Below are 21,494 nucleotides of genomic sequence, written 5' to 3'. Positions count from 1 at the left end.
CCCGCGCCCGGAGAGCCGCCATGCGCTATGAAATCGCCACCCTCACCGTCCGCCTGGGCAAGACGGGCGCAGTCGTCGCCGCGATCGACGCAGCGCTGAAGGCGCCGGAGGCGAAGGGCCGCCTGCTCGGTTGCTGGACGAGCGAGATCGGCACGCTCAACCAGGTCATCCTGCTCCGCGGCTTCACCGACGAAGCGGAATTGCTATCCGAACGCCAGCGCATGCTCTCAAGCGGCAATCCGTTCGGCGCCGGCGAGGACATCGCCAGGCTCGCCTTCGACAGCTATGCGCCCTTCCCCTTCCTGCCGCCGGTCCGGCCCGGCAAGTTCGGCGTCGTCTACGAGATCCGCACTTATATGCTCAGGCACGGCGGCGTGCCGGCGACGATCGCCGCCTGGCAGGCCGCCATACCGGCGCGCGTCGAACTCTCTCCCCTCGTCATCGCCATGTACGCGCTCGACGGCCCGCCGCGCTTCACCCATATCTGGCCATACGCAGGTCTCGACCAGCGCGCCGCCGTCCGCGCCGACTCCGTCGCCAGGGGAATCTGGCCGCCCAAGGGCGGGCCGGAATGGCTGACCGGCGAGATGTATTCGACGATCGCGCTGCCGGCCGCGATCTCGCCGCTCGCCTGAGAAGGAAGCCGGCCATGCCGCTGATGTCGCTCGCCTATCTCACCACCGTGCCGCTGAGCCCGCCCGATGCGGTCCGGCTCGCCGCCGCACTCGGCTATGACGCGGTCGGCCTGCGCGCGCTCCCGGCCACCCCCGGCGGCGACACCAGCCTGCTGATCGAGGATGCCGCGCTGCTGGCCGAAACCCGGCGCGCCATCGCCGATGGCGTCCCGGTCTTCGATGTCGAGATCATCCGGCTCGGCGGCGATTTCTCCGTCGAAGCGATCAAGCCCTTCCTTGAGATCTGCGGCGCGCTCAAGGCCCGCGCCGTGCTCGTCGCCGGCGACGATCCCGACGAGGCGCGTCTCACCGCCTCCTTCGCCGCCTTCTGCGCGGCGGCGGCGGCCTATGGCCTGACCGGCAATCTCGAATTCATGCCGTGGACGAAAGTCCCGGATGCCAGCACGGCGCTGCGCATCGTCGAGGCTGCCAATCAGCCCAATGGCCGCGTGCTGGTCGACGCGCTGCATGCCGGGCGCTCCACGACAACGCTCGCCGACATCGCCGCGATCCCGGCGGCACGCCTGAGCTATGCCCAGCTCTGCGATGCTCCGGCCGAGATTCCGGGCACGACCGAAGGCCTGATCCACACCGCCCGGCAGGCCCGCCTGCTCCCCGGCGAAGGTGGCATCGACCTCGTCGGCATCTTCAGCCAGCTCCCGGCCGATCTTCCGGTCAGCGTCGAGGTCCCGCATCTCGAACGCTCGAGCCGGCTCGGCACTCGCGAATGGGCTCGCCAGGCCCTTGCGGCAGCACGAGCCGTCCTCGCCGCCCGCGACATCGCTCTAGCCCAAGGAGCTTCGTTGCGCCGGAATACGCCCCCCGACCGGCACTTCGATCGCGATCAGGCCGCCACCCGCTAAATCAGCCCTAAGCAAACGGCATTAACCGGATCGACCAGTCGCTCTTGCGGCCGGTCGACCAGCTTTCCGTCTCCGGCTATCCTGCACGCGCTGCGATCCGGAGACCTGATGACTTCCCCTCTCGGCCCCAATCTCACCCGGCGTTCGGTCCTGGCGGGCGCGGCGGCTGCCACCTTGGTGCGCCCTGCGAACGCCGATATCCGCCCGATCCTCAACGACGCCAGCCTGCTCAACCCGACGCCTGTGGCCAAGCACGTCCGGCCGAAGTCGGGCCCGGCCGAACCGCTCGTCGACTTGCTGCGCGCGGAGCTCAAGGCTGCGGCGACAGAGAAGCGGCCGGTCGCCGTCGGCGTCGCCCGCCATTCGATGGGCGGCCAGAGCCTGCCGCGCGACGGCATCGCGGTCACCTTGCCCGGCGGCCCGATCGAGCTCGACAGCAAGGCGGGCGCCTACCGAACCGTCGCCGGCACGCGCTGGTGGGACGTGATCAAGGCGCTCGACCCGCAAGGCTTCTCGCCGGCGGTGATGCAGTCGAATAGCGATTTCGGCCTCGGCAGCACCTTCAGCGTCAATGCCCATGGCTGGCCGGTGCCCTATGGCCCGTTCGGCTCGACGGTGCGCTCGTTGCGCCTCCTCATGGCCAATGGCGAACTCGTCACCTGCTCGCGCCAGGAGAATGCCGAATTGTTCGGCCTGGCGATGGGCGGCTACGGCCTCTTCGGGATCATCGTCGATCTCGAAGTCGAGATGGTCGCGAACGCGCTGATGGCACCGACCTTCCAGACCATGCCGGCGAACCGCTTCTCCGCCGCCTTCATCAAGGCGGTGCAGGATCCAAAGGTCGGCATGGCCTATGGCCGGCTCTCGGTCGCCCGCCAGGACCTGTTCGACGAGGCCCTGCTCGTGACCTATCGCCCCGCGGCGAGCCAGCCGGCGAAACTCCCGGCTGCAACACAGTCGGGCAGCATGACCGGCCTGTCGCGCGAGCTCTACCGGGCCCAGACCGGCAGCGAACTGTTCAAATGGTTCCGCTGGACGGCCGAGACCCGGATCGCGCCCAATGTCGCCTCCGCCGTGGCGACGCGTAATTCGCTGATGGCCGAGCCGGTGGTCAACCTCGCCGGGCGCGACGGTCGCCGCACCGACATTCTGCATGAATACTTCATCCCGCCCGACAAGCTCGGCGAGTTCATCCTTGCCTGCCGCGCGCTGATCCCCCCGGCCAAGGCGGAGTTCCTCAATGTCACCCTGCGCTATGTCGGGGCCGATCCTGACGCCGTGCTGGCCTTCGCGCCGGCGCCGCGCATCGCCGCGGTGATGTCGTTCTCGCAGGAGATCTCGCCGGCAGGCGAGGTCGACATGATCCAGTTGACCGAAGGGCTGATCGAGCGCGTCGTCGGCTTCGGCGGCTCCTTTTATCTGCCCTATCGCCTGCACGCGCGCCGCGACCAGCTGCGCACCGCCTATCCCAAGGCCGAGCAGTTCGTCGCAGCCAAGCGACGCCACGATCCCAACATGATCTTCCGAAACCAGATGTGGGACACCTACTTCGCCTGAGGGCCTCATGGATCGCTATCGCATCACCGCCATCGCCCTCGGCATCGCCCTGCTGTTCGCCGCCGCGACGAATTATGTGCCGGCCTTCAAGGATGCCGAGGGTCGGGTCTTCGGGCTGTTCTATCTCGACATCTACAAGGACGCGCTCCACGTCGCCTCGGGAGCCTGGGCTCTGGTCGCGGCCTTCCTCTCGCGCAACGCCTCGATGCAGTTCCTCAGGATCTTCGGCGTGCTCTATTTCGTCGACGGCCTCGTCGGCGTCGCCACGGGTTCGAGCTATCTCGACCTCAGCCTGTTCCTCGAAGGCATCCGCAACACGCCGCTGCTGATCAAGTTCCTGTCGAGCATCCCGCATCTGGCGCTCGGCGGCATCGCCATCCTCGCCGGCTTCTGGCCGGCGCGCGAGCGCGTGACGGCATGAAGCGCCGCACCAAGGTCGCGCTCTGGGCCGGCGGCCTCTTCGCCTTGCTGGCCGCCGCGATCGCCGTTCCCGTCGCCGGCGTCGAATATGGCTGCGTCGCACCGGCTGCGGCGCTCCGTACCACAGCCCCGCTGGTCGACGCCCCCGACCGGCGCCAGCTCGGCGACAGCTATCTGACCTATCCCGAGTGGTACATCGTCCACGCCTATGCCGACCTTGCCGGCGTCACCCGGCAATCCTCGGAATCGGCCTATGACTATCTCGCCGGCATCAGCGGCTTCTGGTCGAGCCTGTGCCGTGCAACCGAGATCGCCTCGCGCAGCGGAACCGGCACCGCCTCGCAGAAGACCACGAATTATGTGATCGGCCTCAGCTTCACCGCCGAGATGCTGCTGCAGGGCGCCTATGAGCGCAGCGTCGGCGCCCTGAGCGCCTGGTGGCGCGGTCCCCGGAAGACGGCGGAGGACGAGCTGGCGGTGCGGATGCGCGCCGACTACGCCGATTTCCTGCGCCAGACGCCGTGGTATCGCTATCCTTTCGGCAGCGAGCTCCAACGCCTCTGGAACGAGACGCCCTTCGTCTTCTCCCTGCGTGCGCTCGAGCGCCGCCTCGCGCTCAGCCTCGAATGGGGCGGCAAATATGCCTATGCCAAGATCCTGGGCTATGCTGCCGGCTATGACCCGGCCGTGCTGACGCTGCGCAGCGTCGTGACGGGGCTGGACGAGAGCGATCTTGCAGCCGATCCCCGCATCAAGCGGATCAGGGACGTCTCGCTGCCCGATGGGCGCACTGCCACCCTGATCGAGACGCCGCGCTACCGCGTCTTCACCGAGATCGCGCGCGGGCTGGGAACGAGAGGCCGTAGCATTGTCGAAATCGCCGGCAACACCAGCATCCTGACGACCATTCTCAAGCCCGAGCAGATGACGTTGTCGGTGCCAGGCTCGGAGGTCTTCTCGCTGCCATTGCAATCACGGCCGGGCTGGCGGCGCGTCGGCATCGACATGCCCGTCCCGACGCTCGCCGCCCAAATCGGCGCGATCGAGAGCCAGGGCGCCGAATTCGAGCACGCCTATGACTACTAGGTCGCTCCCGCTGCCGGCAGGGCTGGCGCTGGCGCTGCTCGCCTGGTTCGGTGCCATGGCCGTCGCGGCCTTCGCGGTGGAGATGCCGGCGCTCGTCGCTTTCGGGCCTGCTCGGACGATCACCGAAACCGCCGCCGGCCAGGGCAGCCTCGTCTCGGCCGGATCCAGCTTCGTCGTGCTGCGCCCGAGTGAGCCGAATGCGGCCCGGGCGCTCTATCGCGGCGGCGCCTGGCTGGTCCTGCCGGCTCCGGGCAAGGGTTGCGGCGGCGCGGCCTAGGCCAGCGCTCTCAGCCGTTTGCAGCGCAGCTCACGCGATCGACAGCATTGACGGCGCGGACCTCGCCCGTCGGCGCAGCGCTAGTTCCCGGGCGTTGACGCAGGCGAACCCGTCGCGGCTCGCCCGGTGCGAGATGGAACCAGCTCCGCTCCGGCCGCCAGCCGGCGTCGACGATCTCGACGGATTGCGCGAAGCGCCGGGTCGACAGGACGAGGTTCCAGTCGTCGCCCTCGCGCGCCAGCTGCGCCGACAGCCCGCAATGATGGCGCTCATGGCCGCGCCCGAGCGGGAAATGGAAAGCCTCGGCCAGCACCACGCCGCTCGCGGCATCGCGCAGCACCGCCGAGGTCACGTCATGGCCGGGCTGACCGAAGCGATAGGCATAGGCAATGTCGAAGAAGCGGCCGATCAGATCGAAGGCCGAGAGGCTCATTGCCGAGCGCGGAGCGAGCGCGACCTCCCGCTTCGCCTGGACCACAGCGACCTCGCCGGAGCGCCAGCAGGTCAGTTCGACCATCGCGGCCAACGGCTCGGGACGCTCGTTCAGAATATGCAAAGCGAGCCCGTTGACGCCCTCGTCGGTCATCGCGAGCTGGATCGGCCGGAAAGCGCGCGCGAGCCCGTGCCAAGCCGATTTCGGTTCGCCGTCGCTGGCGATGACGCCCCAGCCGGCGCCCGGTTGCAGGTCCTGGAGCAACCAGACCAGCGCCCCTGATGTCGGCGAGCCCGGCCGGCGCCATTCGGCGAAGGTCTCCTCCATCACCTCGGCGACGGTGGCGCGGGACAAGGCGAAATAGCGCTCGGGATCCTCGCGTCGCAAACGCGCCGGTTCGAGCCCATAGAGCCGTTCGAGATAGTGGTCGCGGACATCCTCGAAATCCCAGGATGCGCCGGCATCGCGCGGCACGCCGCGCTTCCAGCCGGGATGATGCGTGATCGCCGGCGGCTTGCCTGACCGCAACGAGACCTCCTCCGGCACATTGGCGAAGGCGAGGCTCTCGGCCGCGAAGCGGACATTGGCGCGGCGGGCATCGTCGATGCCGCGCATATAGGCGCCGACGCCGTAATAATGAGTCACGCCCTTGTCGGCGACGAAGGGCAGCGGCCCGCCCGAGGGCGAGTTCGGGACATAGGCGATGTCCGGCCGCAGGCGGGCAACCGCCTCGGGCAGAACCTCGTCGAAGATCGGGCCGGACCAGGCCTCGGGCGGCGCGCCCAGCATCGCCGATTGCTGGAAAACCTCGCTGCCACCGCAGAGCACGGCGAGGCTCGGCGAGCCTTGCGTCCTGTTCAAGAGCGCCTCGACCTCCGCAGTGATCGCCGCTCGGAAGCCGACATCGCCTTGCGGATAGTCGAAATTGGCCAGCATCATCTCCTGCCAGACCATGATGCCGAGTTCGTCACAGAGCGCGAAGAAGGCGTCGTCCTCATAGGTCATCACGCCCGGCAGGCGGATCATGTTCATCCCGGCTTCGCGCGCCAGCCGGAGCCAGGGCTCGTAAGTCGCGCGGCCGCCGGCCAGCGTCGTGACGTCGGCATTGCTCCAGCAGGCGCCGCGGCAAAACACCGGCACGCCGTTGACGATCAGGCCGAAACCCTCGCCGTCCTCGCCGCGATCGACCTCAAGCGAGCGGAAGCCGATGCGACCGAGATCGATCGTCTCGCCGTCGAGCAGAAGGGTGAGATCGTGCAGCACCGGCTCGCCGTGGGTATGCGGGAACCAGGGCGCGATGCCCTGGAGCGGTAATGTCCCGGCTAATCGACTGTCGCCATCCGTGTGCAAGGTCGCTTCGCCGCCAGCGCAGCGCATGATGGCGCGAACTGGCATTGGCGCGTTCGCGGACAGTATCAGGCTGAGCGCGACGCTGCCGGTCTGCCCGTCATAGCTCGTGCGCAGATCGGCGGCCTCGATCCGTGGTGCATTCTTCTCGCCCTCGATCCGCAACACCGGACGATAGGGCCCGGTCGGCAGGCCAAGCGGGCACCAGCCCGGCATCGAGCCAAGCGCGCTGGCGCGGAACCAGCGCAGGCCATTGGGCTGGATCATCGCCGGGCGCCAACGCGAACGGCGCGGGGCGGCAGCGAGCTTCGGCGCCAGGGCGCGGAAGCATAGCGCGATCTCGGTTCCGGCCGGGCAATCGACTGTGAGCTCGACGGCCGCGAACATCGAGGCGCTGTCGGCCTGCCTGACCCCGCCGACCCAGATTTCCGTGACGGTCGCCAGCCCCTCGAAGCGCAGGCGCCCGTTCAAAGCTCCCGTCAATCGTGTGCGGTACCAGTGGTCCTGATGGCCAATCGCATTGGCACTGGCATCGTCGAGCCGACCGAGTGTCCGCAGCGTTCCGGCTACCGTGCCGGGCACAGCCGCTTCTTGCCAGTCACCGGTTTCCGGCAGATCAGCCGGTGTCGCGACGGCATCAGCAGCCGTCGCCAGCCAGAACCAACCCGCGAGCGGCTCTACCCGTTCTCCGCTACGCGCGACGATGCGGGCCATGGCTCAGCCGGGGAAGCGCTGCCCGAGCGCCTCGCTGACCTGGTCGTGCTCGCTGACGAGGCCGACGAGCGTCGCGTCGAAACGCTCGAAGCGCTTCTGCTTCATCGCCCGCGCCAGATGGAACTGCGCCACCTTGGCGCCCTCTGCGATACGCAGGGAACCATCGCGGGCGACCTCCAGCCCATCGACCGACTGGCCGAGCCAGGAGAGATGACTGGCGAGCAGCTCGAAATTAGCGCCGAGCTGGCGCAGCGTGTTGAAAGCGTAGTGGTGGAAGGCGGCGCCCGGCCGCTCGGCCAGCGCCTCGGCCTGTGCGGTCGCCACCGTGCGGAAGGCAGCGACCGGATTCTCCGTCGGCCGGCGCGCGACGTGGCGGGCGAGCAGCTTCAGCGCAGTCGCGCGCAGGGTCGCCTCGTCGGGCCGGCGCGTCGGCAGGCGTACCATCTCGGCATAGGGGAAGAGCGTGTCCTCGCGCATCTGCCCGGGCAGAAGCCGGAACAGGCCGTCGAAATCCTCGCCTTCGGCGCGGTGCAGGCCGTCATTATGGAAATAATCGAGCTCGCGGGCGGCGCGGTCGAGCCGGTTCACCGCGATCGTCGTCTTGCCGTGGCTGTCGCGATAGGAGACGCCGCGCGTGTCGGGCATGTAGAAGGAATCGAGTTCGAGCAGGACGAGGCGACCGAGCCCGATCTGCTGCTCGATATGGCCGATCAGCTCGTCATACAGCGCAAGCTCGGTCACCTTGAGGCCGTAGAGTGCCTCGAGATCATCGAGCGGCGGCTTGAAGAAGGTGAACTGGTCGCCCTCGAAATCCTGCGTGATCGTAAAGCCGAAGGCGGCCGCCGGCTCCATCCCGAGCGCATGCAGGATCTCGATCCAGAGATCGGCATAGCAATTGGTCTGCGGCCAATGCCGCTCGCCGGCATGCATGGCATGCCTGTCATAGGCGAGCGGATCGACCGGCAGGAGCCGGCCCGCCATAGCGGCGGGCGCGGCGATCTTTTGCTGGGCCGTCATCGTGCTCACGGCCAGAGCACGTTGCGGACCGAGGCCGGCCAGCGCTCGACGTCGTAGCCATGGTGCTTGAACAAAGCGAGCGCGACCCGCTCCATGCCGAAGCCGACGCAGGCGGTGTGTGCGGTCTCGCCGGCCGCGGTCTCGATGCCCCAGGTCGTGCCGAAATGGTCCTGATGGTAGTTGAAGGAGAGGCAGGCGGTCGGCTTCTCCTCGCTCTCGATCGGGATCAGGAGCTCGAACTTCAGGCGCTGGTCGCGCTGGTTGTTGGCGAGCATGCGTCCGGCCCGGCCGAAGAACGGATCGTTGGCGACATCGAGATTGAGCGGCACCCCGAGCGAGGCCATCATCTCCTGGCCGCGTTCCAGCCAGGTCGCGCGGAACTCCGTGACCTGCTCGGGCGTGCCGAAGCGGACATATTCGCGCATCCGGAAGAGCTGCATCCGAGCCGGGTCCTTCGAGGGCTCGTGCCGGAAGCAGTAGGATTGCAGGTCGAACAGCGCGCCTTCGCTCTTGAGCGGGCCGCGCTTGGCGACGACCGGATAGAGCGGGTAGCAGGCGGCCGGGGTCAGCACGACCTCGGTCGAGATCTGCCCGTCGGTCCAGTCGATCCCGTCAGCCACCTTGTGCAGCAATTCGGCATGGGCGCGCTCGTTACCGGCGAAGGAATGCACGGTGCCGGCAAGCTGCGGGAAGCTCTTGAGATAGCCGCTCTTCTCGAAATGCTTGCGGCTCATCGCCGGCGGAAAGCGCACGATCTCGGCGCCGTCCTGGCCGCCATGGCGGGTGATCAGATCGTCGAAGCGGGCGATGACCTCCTCGAACAGGCCGCTGCGGCCATAGAGCCCGTCGACTCCGGTGTCGATCAGCAGGCCGCTATCGATCAGTTCCGCGAGGAAGCCCTGCGGCTGGGGGCAGTTCTGGCACATGCGATCACCTGGAGAGGCTGGGGTCGTGCTTGTAGACCGCCAGCAGGTTGGAGGTGTTGCCGAGGATTCGGTCGTTGTTGATCATGATCGGCGCCGAGAGCGCATCGCGCATCAGGCGCGCCAGGCTCGCCGGGCTGTCATTGCGATAGCCCTGGATGCCGCAGATCAGGAAGGCCTGCATCACGATCTCGCCGACGCTCTGCGAGGCCACGACCTTGATGCTGTTCATCGCCACGACGAAGCCCATCGAGGAGAGTTCGTCGGCATCGCCGCGAGCGCGCTCATAGCGGTCGAGCCCGGCGACGACGAGCGCCTTGAACTGCTGCAGGCGGGCGAGCAATTCGGCCAGGCGCAGCGCGCTCGGCGGGGTCGAACCCGGGCGCTTGCGCGCCTCGCTGCGCACGAAGCCCTCGGCACGGGCAACGGCCTCGGCCGCAATCCCGTACCAGACCGAGGCCCAGAGCAGATGCGCATTGGGCAGCATCGACTGCGCCGCGATCTCGGCGAAGGAAACCGGGATGATCTGCTCGGCCGGGGCGCGGCCGGCGAAGGTGAAGTTGTCGGAACAGGTGCCGCGCATGCCCATCGTATCCCAGGCAGCGCTGCGCTCCAGCGTGTACTGGTCCTTGGTCAGGACCGACATGACCTGGTCGGAAGGCGGCGCCTCGGGCGTGCGCCGCGAGGTGATCAGGATGGCGTCGGCCTGCGCGCCGTAGGAGATCAGGCAGCCTTCCTTGTCCAAGGTGAAATCGTCGCCCTCGCGGACCACGCCGCAGATCGACGAGCGCAGGTCGCCGCCGACGCCGCCCCCCTCGGTGGTGGCTGAGGCCAGCAGCAGCTGCTCGCGGGCGATGCGCGCCATGAAACCGGCATGCCAGGGATCGTCATTGCAATGCACGACCAGGCTCGACGCCTTGATCTGGTGCATCGCGTAGATCATGCCGGTCGAGGCGCAGGCCTGCGCCAGCACCGAACAGATCTCGGCGATCGTCGCATGGCTCGCTTCCTCGCCGCCATGGGCCGCCGGGATCATGATCCCCAGCAGGCGCTCACGCTTCAGCGCCTCGAAGGTCTCGTGCGGGAAGCGCGACTTCACGTCGACATCGCCGGCATGCTCGGCCGCGAGCTTCGCGATCTTGCGTGCCTTGGCGATCATCTCCTTCTGTGCCTCGGCGCTCGCGCCGGGCATCTCGGAGGTGAGCTGGTAGCCGGCTTCGGCGAGGCGGGCGAGTGTCGTCATCAGACGTGCTCGCTCTGGATGGTGCGGATCGCGTTCTCGATCGCGGCGATCGAAGCGAAGTTGCGCCTGTTCATCATGTTGTCGGGGAACTCGACCTCGAAGGCCTCTTCGAGCGCCATCATCAGCTCGACCGTGCCGAAGGAGGTGAGGCCGGCATTGTAGAGATCGGCCTCGTCGGCGAGCGTGCCGACATCGACCGGCAGCTTGCCGGTGGTCTTGAGGATTTCGCGGATCCTGGTCTTCATCTTTCGGTCCTGCCCTGTCTAATTGACCGGCGCTGCCTCGCAGCGCTGTCTTGGCCCGCCCTCTGCGTGCGGCGGCACACGCTCGCGCTGGGCGCTTGCGATCGCCGTCGTGACGCGTCGGTTGCTTGGTTTGAAGCCTGTTGTTCGTTGCGTCAGGCCTAACGCATAAAATTTAAAGTTACCTTGCGCCCGCCGCAGAAAGACTGGAAGACGCGCTCCGCTCACTGACGTCTGGAGATGTGGTAAACGGCAGATTGCCGCGAATACTCATTTTTCTGAGGATTCAGCCTGTCGCGGCGGCAGAATAGCTCGGGGCCAAGCTGCGTTGCTCGGTCGACTCGGATGCGGCTCCCGCATCTCCATCGCTCGTTCCGGTCATGAACCAGAGCAACGCGGCCGTCTTGATCGAATAGACGGAGTCGCTGACGATCATCAGCAGACAGATATAGGTCGCGACACAGACCTTGAAGCGCCAGGCTCGAGGCGATCGCTCCGGTGCGAAGATGAACAGGCTCCAAAAGCCGATGACCCCGATCAACCCGATCTGGTTCAGCGAGTAGGCATAACCGGAATCCGACAGGAAGGGCTTGTCCGGCGACAGGCCGAAGACCGCGGCGGTAGAGAGCGACGTGATCAGCCGCGCCGTCCAGAGCATGCGGCCGGCGAAATTGTTCTCCCAGTTTACCTCTGCACTGACGAAGCCGTAGACGGCGAACCCGATCAGCAGCGTGAAAGGCGCGGCCAGCCAGACGAAACGCGGCGTGATCGGCGCCACCAGATAGGCAACCGTCGCAACGATGCAGACATTGGCGCCAAAGCGGGAATCGCTGAGCACGATCGCGGCCATGCCCGCTGCCATGGTCAGCCAGCGCTTCGCCATCGCCGGGCGGTTGAGCGCCCAGATATAGAGGATCGCACCGAAATTGCCGGTCGAGATCGGCTCGAGGAAGACCGAGGAGGCGCGGTGCGGCCCGAGGAAAGGCAGCAAGGTACGTGAATCCGGTCGCAGACCGCTGGCAAAGAGCGCGCCGGTCTGGCTGCTGACGTCGCTCGGCGCCACCGTACCGCGCGCGACATAGTATTTGATGATGTTGAAATAGCTCACATAGACGTCGAGGGCGAGGAACTCGAACAGACCGAAGACGACGACGATGATGCCGCAAAGCAGGGCGGCGCGATCGGCCAGGCGCGGATCGTTGCAGCTCTTGCCCAGCAGGTAGAAGGCGATCGGGATCAGGAAATCGCGCACCGCCTTTGGATCGATCAGCGGGCGCATGGCCATCAGCATGGCGGCGTAGGAGAGGAAGATCGCCAGCAGCAGATAAGGTGCGGCGTTGCGGCCGAGGCCGAGATAAAGCGCGGTCGCGACCAGCACCACCTCGCAGCCCATCACCATGGTGTCGTTGATGCCCGTGACGTTCGTGTTGATGAAGCACAACGCCATGTTGAAGGTGAGCGCGCCGACCAGGAGCAGGATCGGCAGGATCGGCAGAGGTCTGGCCGGCTCGAGCTCGGAAGCCATGGCCGAAGCCCTGCTCACGCGGCCGCCTGCGCCGGCCGGCGCAGCCAGCGCCTGGCCAGCCCGCGCGCACCGGCACTGCCGGTCTCGGGGACGACGAGCGCGACGATATGCTCGCCGGCCGGATCGACCGCTGCCGCCCGATCGACGAGGCTGCGCGTGGTCTCGCCGGCGAGGGAGGCAGCGAGCACGATCGCGTCGGGCCGTGCGCCGGCCCTGCCGTCCGACGGCGCGGCCTGCCGCATGATGATGAAGTTGCGCCGCCGCCCCGGCCTTGCCGGTGTGGTCGCCGCCGGCTCGATCCGGCGGATGTTCATGTCGCGGCCGGCGCCATCCTGGCAGAGCAGCACGCTCTCGCCATGCGCCGCCAGGCTGTTGGCGAGATGCTCGGCCAGTTCAGCCTGCGTGGCATCGTCGACCGAGCCGGCAATCATCACCGAAGCCGGCAAATGCGGGCCGAGCGTCTTCTGCAGCAGCCGCGTCACCGGCACGAGCGCGTCCTCGCGGCGAGCCGCGGCAGCAGGCAGCGAGACGACGGTGCCGACGCCGATCGCCAGACCGGCCGCCTCCGGCGTCAGAGGCTTCAACCGTTCGGGCATGATCCGGGAGGAAGGCAGCCATTCGATGAGATAGGCGATGCCCAGTCCGGCGCAGGCGCCGAAGAGCAGAGCTGCGGCCAGCACGAGCGGGGCCGGCGGCTTGGTCGGCGTGGCCGGCGCCACCGCTTCGGAGAGCATGCGCGAATTATTGGTCTCGATCCGCTTCTGCTGCTCCAGCTCCTTGGCGCGCTGCAGCGAGGCGCTGTACACCGCCCTCACCGCCTCGGCCTCGCTTTCGAGCTGGCGCAGCTTGATCTGGGCGGCGCCGCTGACCTCCTGCGACTTGGTCAGCTCCGTCGCCCGCTTCCTGAGATTGGCGAGGTTGGCCTCGGCCTGGCGATAGCCCTCCTGCACCGTGGCACGCAGGCGGGCCAGCTCGCCGGTGAGAAGCCGGCGCGTTTCGGCGAGCTCTGCGCGGATCTCGATCAGACGCGGGTGCTGCGGCGCCAGCGTCTGGGCGAGGCTCGCCGCCTCGCGCGCGCTCTGGGCGTATTGTGCCCGCAGCGAGGTCACCACCGATGAGGTGAGCGCCTCCGGCAGCGTGTCGGACAGCGGATCACGATTTTGGTAGCGGGCAAGCTGGTCGCGCCGCGCCTGCTGGCGCGCGGACTCGGCCTCCGCCAGGCTGATCTGGCCGTAGAGATCGCGCAATTGCTGGGAAATGATCAGCCCACCCTCGCCGGTGCTGACCAAGCTGTGTTGGCTGCGGAAGGCCTGGACGGCGCGCTCGGCCTCGTCGAGCTGCGTTCTGAGGCCGGCGATCTGGCCGATCAGCGTGGTGTTGGCGCGCTCGACGACGGCACGGCGCCCGTCATTGCCCTGGCGGAAATAGACCTGGGCCAGGCCATTGGCGATGTCGGCGGCCTTTTGCGCCTGCGGATGCGAGACGGTGATGCGGAAGACCAGCGAATTGTCGACGCGCTGGATCACGATCGACTTCTTCAGCGCGTCCACCGCCTGCGCCAGCCGCTGCTCCGGCGTTGGCTGCATCAGCCGGCCGAGCAGGCGCGAGAGCAGTCCGGGCGGACGGACGAAGGCGGGATCGTTCTCGAGGTCGAGTTCCTCGATCACCTGGCGCAGGACGCCGGTCGAGGTCATCACCAGCGACTGGCTGTCGACATTGGCGAAGTCGATCGAGGCCGAGGTGTCGGTGCGCACGATGTCCTTGCCGACGACCTGGAGCGCCTGCGGATCGACGAGCAATTCGGCGGTGGCGCGGTAGACCGCGACCTGAACCGAGAGATAAGCGAGGGCGAACAGCAGGCTGATGCCTGCGCTTGCGCTCACCAGTCGGCGGCGGCGCTGAAGCAGCTGGAGCAGTTCCGACAGGCTGAAAGCAGCAGAAGGCCGGCCCGGCGCCGACGCGTCATCTCTTCCACCCGCTCCAAGCGCAGCCGGCACCACACGTCTCCTCGATCCGTCCCGATCCGGCGCGCATCCGCAGCCGGACGCGCCGACGGGCTCGGCTGGAATTCCACCGCGCATCCTGGCCACGCGTGGTTAATATTTCGGTAACGGAATGATTACAATTTGTATCAAGTATTCAATGCGTCAGGTTTTTGAAAATTAACTAATTCATCAAAGGTGATATTGGAATCATTTCTTTCTTGACCCCGCAATGATAGTTCGACTTTTACGAAATTTGACATGATCAGGCTTGCGTCGGGGGGACCGCGCACACGATCCACGCGATCCCGTTCACGCCCCGTTTACAACAGGGAGAAATCCCCCGGTCACGCCAACCTTTGCTTAGCTCGCACCGGATATCCCTGTCGTAGGGGCAAGTCGGCTCTGCAAACGCGTCGTGACGAGGACAGGTCCAGACCGCATGCGTATCCTGATGGCCTGTGCAGCGTTCCCGCCCTTCATCGACGGCGGCGGGCCGATCTCGGCGATGATCGTCGCCAAGCTGCTGCTTGCGGCCGGCCATGACCTGACGGTCGTCAATGTCTCCGGCGAGGACCGGCATGAGACCTATGACGGCGTGCCGGTGCATCGCCTGCGCTCGCTCAACATCGACTGGAACTACCGGCTGCCGCGCCCGGCCTGGAAGAAGGCGATCTGGCACGCATTGGAGAACTTCAATCCGCGCGCCTTCTTCGTCATGCGCCGCGAGATCAGGCGCCTCCAGCCCGACGTCGTGCTGACCGACTCGATCGAGAACATCAATGTCGCGACCTGGGCAGCGGCGAAGAGCTGCGGCATCCCGGTCGCGCATATCCTGCGCAGCACCTTCCTGCTCTGCTGGAAGGGCAGCATGTGGCGCGGCAGCGACAATTGCGGCCGCGCCTGCACCTCCTGCCAGGCGACCTCCTATGGCAAGAAGCTCAATTCGCGCTTCGTCGACGCGGTGATCGGCGAGACCGACTTCATCATCAGCCGCCATACCGAGCACAGCTATTTTCCGAACGCGACGACGCACGCCATCCCCGGCGCGATCGCGCCTGTCCCCGGCGCCCTGCCCCGCATCGCACCGCCGACGGATCGCCCCCTGCGCATCGGCTTCATCGGCGTTCACGACCCGGTCAAGGGCCTCGACACGCTGGCGGCGGCTGCGCATCGGCTGGCGGGCGAGCCGGTCGAGTTCCTGATCGCCGGCACCGGACAGAGCGACTACGCAAAGACCCTGCCCGCCCGCTTCCCGGCGCAGAACACCCGCTTCCTCGGCTGGACCAAGCCGGAGGACTTCCTGCCGCAGATCGATGTTCTCGCGGTCCCCTCGCTCTTTCGCGAGCCCTTCGGCCGCGTCGTCATCGAAGCGTTCGCGCAGGGCGTGCCGGTGATCGGCGCGAAGTCCGGCGGTATTCCCGAGACGATCCAGCCAGGCGTCAATGGCGCCCTGTTCGATCCCGGTGACGATGCGGCGCTCGCCGCAGGGATTCTCGATCTCGCCCGGGACCGTGCCCTTGTCGCTCGGCTGTCTGCAGGCGCGCTTGCCGCCGCCGCGCGCTACGCGCCCGACAGGATCGCAACGGCCTATGGCGCGGTGTTCGACCGGCTGGTCCGCAAGCCGGCGGGAGACGCTTTCCTGCAGCCCGGCGAGGCGCGTCCATGAAGGCGCTGCTCGAACTGGCCTGGACCGGAGCCGGCCGTTTCCTGCCGGCCTTCTCCTCGCGTTTCAGCAGCACGTTGCTGAGCTTCTTCGTGCTGCTGGTCGCCAGCCATTTCCTGCCGACGCAGGAATACGGGCTCTATGTCTTCCTGTTCTCGATCGGCAGTGCGCTCGGGCTGATCGCCGTGCTCGGCCAGCAGATCCTGGTGGTGAAGCACTATCGCCGGACCGAGGCGACGAGCCACCCGCTCAACCAGGCGCTCGTCGGCGTGAACGCGCGCTGGCTCGCGCTCGGCTGCTTCGTGCTGCTGGCCGCGGCCCTGCCGCTCTGGCTCTTTGCCGGGGACTTACCGCCGACCTATCACTATCTCTGGCTCGCCTTCGTCTTCGCCGCGATCTTCGCGCTCAGCGAGTATCTGCAGAACTATTTCCGCATCCACGGGCGCATCAACATGTCGCTGGTGCCGCGCGAGATCGTCTGGCGCGGCAGCTCGATCCTGTGCATCGGCGCCGCCGGCCTCGCCGGTGTGCTGATGGGCGGCGCAGGCGCGATGGCGCTCATCACCGGACTGCTCGCCGCGACCACGATCTATCAGAGCGCGATCTTCCTGCAGGGCGAGGGGGTGGGCTGGCTGCGCGCGAGGCACCATGTCCCGGCTGAGACACATGCCGACTGGCGCCGCGAGAGCGGCTATTTCATCGCCAACAATGTGCTGAACTCAGCCTCGGCCTATCTCGAGACCATCCTGATCGGCGCCCTGCTCGGCCTCAATGAAGCTGGCTTCTATTTCGTGGCGCTGCGCATCGCCATGCTGCTCACCTTGCCGGTCGCGGCGATCGATACCGTCGGCATCCCGATGATCGCCGCCCGCTTCCAGAAATCCGACACCGAGGGCGCGCAGCTGCTGATCGGGCGGCTCTCCTTCGCGAGCTTCTGCATCTCGCTCGCCGGTGCGTTCGCGCTCGCGATCGTCGCACCGTTCATCCTCCACCTGTTCAATCCGGAGTTCGTCCGCCATGCCGACGTGCTGACTGCGCTCTGCGTGCTCGCCGTCTCGCAGGCCTTCTTCGGCCCCGGCTCCTGGCTGCTGATGATCGGTGGCGGCGAGCGCTTCTTCCTGATCGCGCGAGCCGTCATGTTCGTGCTCTATCTCGGCCTGCTCTACGGGCTGGCGCGGGTCGGCGGCCTGATGGGCATCGCCATCGCCGGCCTCGTCTTCAGCACGGCCTCGAACCTCGCCGCCTGGTACTGGATCAAGCGGAAATGGCGGATCGACAACATGGCCACGGCCTTCATCCGACCCTTCCTCTTCGGCGGCGCACCCGAGACTGGAATGGCACCGCAGCCGGGCGATCGCGCCACCGAAGGAGCCGGCCGATGACGGCAGTTGCAGCCTATCGCATGGAGCCGACCGATGGGCTGTCGGCGGCGCCCGATACGCTCTTCGGCGTGCCGGTGACCTTCGGCCGCAGCATGGGCATGCTCCATGCCGGCGACGCGCCGGTCGCGGTGCTGATGCTCGGCGCCATCGGCTATGAGGAGCTCTGCCTGCGCGCGACATGGCGCAACCTGGCGCAGGCCCTGTCGGACAAAGGGATCGCCTGCCTGCGCTTCGACTATCCCGGCCAGGGCGACGCGCATGAGGCCGCCGATGCGCAAGGGCTGGACGACTGGTTTGAGACTATCCGCGCCGCAGCAGGGTTGCTGCGCCATGCCAGCGGCTGCGAGCGCCTCGTCCTGCTCGGCCAAGGCCTCGGCGGGACGCTGGCGCTCAGGCTCGCCGAGGAGCTCGCACCGGTCGCCGCGAGCGTGCTGATGGCGCCGGTCGGCAACGGCAAGCGCTATCTGCGCGAGCTTTCGGCTTGGACGCGCATCGTCTCGGACCGGATTGGCATCGGCACCGACCCGGATGACGACACGCGCTGCGCCGTGGCGGGCCTGCGCCTCGCGCCCGGCCGCCTGCCGGCGATCGCGACGCTCGGAACGGGAGCACTCCAGAAGGCGCCGTCCGGGCAGGTCCTGCTGCTGTCCCGGCCCGGCCATGGCGGCGACGCTGCCCTCGCCGAAGCGCTCACCGGCCTCGGCGCCGCCGTGACACAGCGCGACTATGAGGGCTACGAGACGCTGACCACCGACCCGACCGCGGCGCGCCCGCCCAGGGCGACGATCGCGGGGATCGTTGACTGGATCGCCGAGCGCTCCCAGGCGGAGAGCCCCACTCCACGCGATATCAGAGTTCCCCAGATCCCCGCTCTAGCGGAAGGACTGCTCGGCGATGGCTTCGTCGAGCGGCCGATCCGCTTCGGCCCGGATGGGCGTCTCTTCGGCGTGCTCTGTGAGCCGCTCGGACCGGCGGCGCGCGAGCCGATCGTCTTCGTCAATGCCGGCCGCGACTATCATATCGGCTGGGCTCGGGTCAGCGTGAACCAGGCACGCGCCTTCGCCCAGCGCGGCGTCGCCTCGCTGCGCTTCGACGCCAGCAGCGTCGGCGACAGCGGAACGGCCGCCGACGGGCCGGAGGAGATCCTCTATTCGCAGGCGCAGATCGACGATGTCCGTCTCGCCATCGACGCGATGCAGGCGCGCGGCTTCGACGCCCCGATCCTGATCGGGCGCTGCAGCGGCGCCTATGCCGCCTTCCACGCCGCGGTCGTGGACGAGCGCATCTGCCGCCTCGTGATCGTCAACAATGAGCGCTTCGTCTGGGATCCAGACGAGAGCGTCGAGGACGCGATCCGCTATGCCCATCGCAGCGCCGGCGATCTCGGCGCGACCTTGGCCCGCAAGGACGGTTTGCGCCGTCTGCTCACCGGCAAGCTCCGGGTCGGGCCGGCGGGGCGCTACCTGATCTATCGCTACCGCAAGCGGCTCTCGGTCAAGCTCGCGCCCGTTCTCGGGCGGCTGACCAAGCATGGCCGGCTCCATCACCAGTGCCATCGCCATTTCGCCACGCTCGCGGCGCGTAATGTCGAACTCTCGCTGCTCTATGCCGATGGCGATGTCGGCCTGGCCGAGCTCCAGACCTATTTCGGCGAAGCCGGCAAGGGCCTCGCCGCCTATCCGAATGCCTCGCTGACCATGCTCGCCGACGCCGACCACAACTTCACGCATCTCGCCGCCGGGCGCCGGCTGCTCGACGCGCTCATGCGGATCGTCGCGCCGTGAGGCTGCCCGCCCTCGCTTTGGCCCTGCTCGCCACCCTGCCGGCGCAGGCGGAGACTTGCCTGCGCGGCGTCAATCTCTCGGGCGCCGAATTCGGAGATACGCCCGGCAAGGTCGATACCGACTACACCTATCCCGGCGAAGCGGCGATCCAGCGGCTCGGCAAGCTCGGCGCGAGCGCCATCCGCCTGCCCTTCCGCTGGGAGCGCATCCAGCCGCAGCTCAACGGCTCGCTCGACATCATGGAGCTGGCCTATCTCGATCAGACGGTCCGCCGGATCAACGAGGCTGGGCTCATCGCCATCATCGACCTGCATAATTACGGCTACTACGCCAAGAAGCAGCTCGCCTCGGCCGAGCTTCCGGCCGAGGCGCTCGCCGATGTCTGGGGCCGACTCGCCAGGCATTATCGCGACCGGCCCAAGCTCGTCTTCTCGCTGATGAACGAGCCCCATGACATCCACAGCGGGAATTGGGCAAAGATCCAGAACACCGCGATCGCCGCGATCCGCAAGGCAGGCGCCAAGCAACTGTTGCTTGTCACCGGAACCGCCTTCGGCGGCGCCCATAGCTGGACCTCCGACCTGCCCGTCGGCAACAACGGCCGCGACCTCATCGGCGTCGTCGACCCGCTCGACCGCTACGCCTATGATTTCCACCAATATCTCGACGCCGACTATTCCGGCCGCGCCCCGGAATGCTCGGCCGCCGCCAATGCGCTCAAGGCGATCGACGACGTCACCGCCTGGCTCAAGGCCAATGGCCGCCGCGGTTTCCTCGGCGAGTTCGCCGCCTCGAGCAAGCCGGAATGCCTGATCGCCCTCAGGCAGATGGCAGCCAAGGTCGACGCCAATCCGCAGCAATGGCTCGGCTGGACCGCCTGGGGTGCCGGGCCCTGGTGGCCGGCGGATTATCTCTTCAATCTCGAGCCGACCAAGGCCGGCGAACGCCCGCAGATGAAGGTGCTGATCGAGCGCTTGAAGACGAAGCGGCCCAGCGCCATTTGCGGCCGGGAGGCCAAATCGTGACCGCTCCGTTCTCCCATCGCGCCGCGCCCGCTCTGCCGGCGGGCACGCGCATCGTCCATGTCGTGCGCCAGTTTCTGCCCAATCGCGGCGGACTGGAAGATGTCGTCGCCAATCTCTGCCGGGCGCAGCTGGCGCTGGGCCTCAAGCCCTCGGTGGTGACGCTCGACCGGCTGTTCTCTCGGCCAGAGCTTATCCTGCCGGCGAGCGAGGTGATCGACGGCATCCCCGTCACCCGCATCCCCTTCCGTGGCTCGACGCGCTATCCGCTCGCGCCCGAGGTCTTCAAGCACCTGCGCGACGCCGATCTCGTCCATGTCCACGCGATCGACTTCTTCTTCGATGCGCTCGCGCTCGGCTGGCTGCTGCATCGCAAGCCTCTCGTCGCCACCACCCATGGCGGCTTCTTCCACACCACCGACTTCGCCGGCCTGAAGAAGCTTTGGTTCAACGGCCCGACCCGCCTCTCGGCGCAGGTCTATCGCGGCATCGCCGGCTGCAGCACGAACGATGCCCGCATGTTCGAGCGACTGGCGCCCGGCAAGGTCAGGCTGATCGAAAACGGCGTCGACCTCGACAAGTTCGCCGGCGCCTCCAGCCCCGACCCGCAGCGGCGCCTGGTCAGCATCGGCCGCTTCTCCAAGAACAAGCGCCCGGACCGGCTGATCGCGATGATGGCGGCGCTGGCGCGGCGCGAGCCTTCCTGGCAGCTCGACATGCTCGGTGTCGCCTCGGACTGGACCGAAGAGGCGCTGCGCAAGGCGATCGCCGATGCCGGCATGAAGCAGAACGTGACGCTGCATCTCGGCCTCGACGATGCCGCCGCGCGAACGGTGATGAGCCGCGCCTCGCTCTTCGTCTCGGCCTCCGAGTTCGAGGGCTTCGGCCTCGCTCTCGTCGAGGCGATGAGCGCCGGGCTCGTGCCGATCGTCCAGCCCAATGCCGCCTTTGCCGGCCTGGCGAGTAAGTTCCCGGTCGTCCGCACCGTCGATTTCGCCGATGCAGACGAGGCTGCGTTGGCCGTCGAGCAGGCTCATGCCGATCTCGTCCGCTATCCCGGCAATACGCGCCCGCGCCTCTTCGACCTCGCATCCTATTCCTGGCACGAGGTCACGCGCCGCTATCTCGAGTTCTACGCCGCGGCGCTGTAGGTATTGTTGCCAGTTGGCGCCGCAGGTTTGCGCGGAATCTCTGCCGTCATTCTGGGGCTTCGCGCAGCGAAGAGCCCGGAATCCAGAACCGCGGCGTCTTCCAGACGATGCGCCGGGATTGTCGCACCGCTTTGATTCCCGTCACCGGTTCTGGATTCCGGGCTCACGGCTTCGCCGCACCCCGGA

18 protein-coding genes are annotated in these 21,494 nt (G+C 67.5%); 11 read left to right on the top strand and 7 right to left on the bottom strand.

Annotated features, from left to right (window positions below; translation table 11 throughout):
- Window positions 1–20 precede the first annotated feature (20 nt).
- The 6 genes from ACWIGM_RS23030 to ACWIGM_RS23005 all read left to right on the top strand — a co-directional run bounded on the left by ACWIGM_RS23030 (window position 21) and on the right by ACWIGM_RS23005 (window position 4,877).
- Window positions 21–635: an NIPSNAP family protein gene (locus ACWIGM_RS23030; protein WP_454028297.1), complete on the top strand. Its 615-nt coding sequence runs from the start codon at window positions 21–23 to the stop codon at window positions 633–635.
- A gap of 14 nt (window positions 636–649) precedes the next feature.
- Window positions 650–1,537, top strand: a complete 888-nt coding sequence (locus ACWIGM_RS23025; RefSeq protein WP_454028296.1) for a sugar phosphate isomerase/epimerase family protein — start codon at window positions 650–652, stop codon at window positions 1,535–1,537.
- 108 nt (window positions 1,538–1,645) lie between these two features.
- A complete protein-coding gene (locus ACWIGM_RS23020; protein WP_454028295.1) occupies window positions 1,646–3,094 on the top strand; it encodes an FAD-binding oxidoreductase in 1,449 nt (482 codons plus the stop codon).
- Window positions 3,095–3,101: 7 nt separating this feature from the next.
- Window positions 3,102–3,515, top strand: a complete 414-nt coding sequence (locus ACWIGM_RS23015) for a DUF4383 domain-containing protein (RefSeq protein WP_454028294.1) — start codon at window positions 3,102–3,104, stop codon at window positions 3,513–3,515.
- Complete coding sequence (locus ACWIGM_RS23010; protein ID WP_454028293.1) at window positions 3,512–4,600, top strand: hypothetical protein; 1,089 nt, start codon at window positions 3,512–3,514, stop codon at window positions 4,598–4,600. Before ACWIGM_RS23015 ends, ACWIGM_RS23010 begins: the two co-directional genes overlap by 4 nt.
- Entirely contained in the window at window positions 4,590–4,877 is a 288-nt protein-coding gene (locus tag ACWIGM_RS23005) for a hypothetical protein (RefSeq protein ID WP_454028292.1), read from the top strand. Before ACWIGM_RS23010 ends, ACWIGM_RS23005 begins: the two co-directional genes overlap by 11 nt.
- Before the next feature lie 10 nt (window positions 4,878–4,887).
- Here the strand turns inward: ACWIGM_RS23005 and ACWIGM_RS23000 are convergent, their stop codons facing one another.
- The 7 genes from ACWIGM_RS23000 to ACWIGM_RS22970 form a co-directional block, all read right to left on the bottom strand.
- Entirely contained in the window at window positions 4,888–7,371 is a 2,484-nt protein-coding gene (locus tag ACWIGM_RS23000) for a glycoside hydrolase family 2 protein (protein WP_454028291.1), read from the bottom strand.
- A gap of 3 nt (window positions 7,372–7,374) precedes the next feature.
- On the bottom strand, window positions 7,375–8,388 hold the full coding sequence (locus ACWIGM_RS22995; RefSeq protein WP_454028290.1) for a DUF1839 family protein: 1,014 nt from the start codon (window positions 8,386–8,388) through the stop codon (window positions 7,375–7,377).
- Window positions 8,389–8,393: 5 nt separating this feature from the next.
- A complete protein-coding gene (locus tag ACWIGM_RS22990; RefSeq protein ID WP_454028289.1) occupies window positions 8,394–9,314 on the bottom strand; it encodes an amino acid--[acyl-carrier-protein] ligase in 921 nt (306 codons plus the stop codon).
- Between the two features lie 4 nt (window positions 9,315–9,318).
- Window positions 9,319–10,503, bottom strand: coding sequence for an acyl-CoA dehydrogenase family protein (locus tag ACWIGM_RS22985; RefSeq protein ID WP_454028752.1), 1,185 nt, complete (start codon window positions 10,501–10,503; stop codon window positions 9,319–9,321).
- A gap of 50 nt (window positions 10,504–10,553) precedes the next feature.
- Window positions 10,554–10,799: an acyl carrier protein gene (locus tag ACWIGM_RS22980; protein ID WP_454028288.1), complete on the bottom strand. Its 246-nt coding sequence runs from the start codon at window positions 10,797–10,799 to the stop codon at window positions 10,554–10,556.
- A 283-nt stretch (window positions 10,800–11,082) separates the two neighbouring features.
- The gene (locus tag ACWIGM_RS22975; protein WP_454028287.1) at window positions 11,083–12,321 is read right to left on the bottom strand and encodes a hypothetical protein; all 1,239 of its coding nucleotides are present in this window, start codon (window positions 12,319–12,321) and stop codon (window positions 11,083–11,085) included.
- 14 nt (window positions 12,322–12,335) lie between these two features.
- Complete coding sequence (locus ACWIGM_RS22970) at window positions 12,336–14,402, bottom strand: GumC family protein (protein ID WP_454028286.1); 2,067 nt, start codon at window positions 14,400–14,402, stop codon at window positions 12,336–12,338.
- A 343-nt stretch (window positions 14,403–14,745) separates the two neighbouring features.
- Here ACWIGM_RS22970 and ACWIGM_RS22965 point away from each other — a divergent pair, with 343 nt between their 5' ends.
- The 5 genes from ACWIGM_RS22965 to ACWIGM_RS22945 are packed head-to-tail and all read left to right on the top strand — an operon-like array spanning window position 14,746 to window position 21,308.
- Entirely contained in the window at window positions 14,746–15,972 is a 1,227-nt protein-coding gene (locus tag ACWIGM_RS22965) for a glycosyltransferase family 4 protein (RefSeq protein ID WP_454028285.1), read from the top strand.
- Window positions 15,969–17,351, top strand: a complete 1,383-nt coding sequence (locus ACWIGM_RS22960) for a lipopolysaccharide biosynthesis protein (protein WP_454028284.1) — start codon at window positions 15,969–15,971, stop codon at window positions 17,349–17,351. The genes ACWIGM_RS22965 and ACWIGM_RS22960 overlap by 4 nt, the downstream gene beginning before the upstream one ends.
- Window positions 17,348–19,135, top strand: a complete 1,788-nt coding sequence (locus ACWIGM_RS22955) for an alpha/beta fold hydrolase (protein ID WP_454028283.1) — start codon at window positions 17,348–17,350, stop codon at window positions 19,133–19,135. Before ACWIGM_RS22960 ends, ACWIGM_RS22955 begins: the two co-directional genes overlap by 4 nt.
- A complete protein-coding gene (locus tag ACWIGM_RS22950; RefSeq protein ID WP_454028282.1) occupies window positions 19,132–20,160 on the top strand; it encodes a glycoside hydrolase family 5 protein in 1,029 nt (342 codons plus the stop codon). The genes ACWIGM_RS22955 and ACWIGM_RS22950 overlap by 4 nt, the downstream gene beginning before the upstream one ends.
- The gene (locus ACWIGM_RS22945) at window positions 20,157–21,308 is read left to right on the top strand and encodes a glycosyltransferase family 4 protein (protein WP_454028281.1); all 1,152 of its coding nucleotides are present in this window, start codon (window positions 20,157–20,159) and stop codon (window positions 21,306–21,308) included. The genes ACWIGM_RS22950 and ACWIGM_RS22945 overlap by 4 nt, the downstream gene beginning before the upstream one ends.
- Window positions 21,309–21,494 lie beyond the last annotated feature (186 nt).

This window comes from Allobosea sp. NPDC055332, assembly GCF_053645455.1.
Note: the sequence above shows the minus strand (reverse complement) of the source record. Positions and strands in the feature narration are given on the sequence as shown.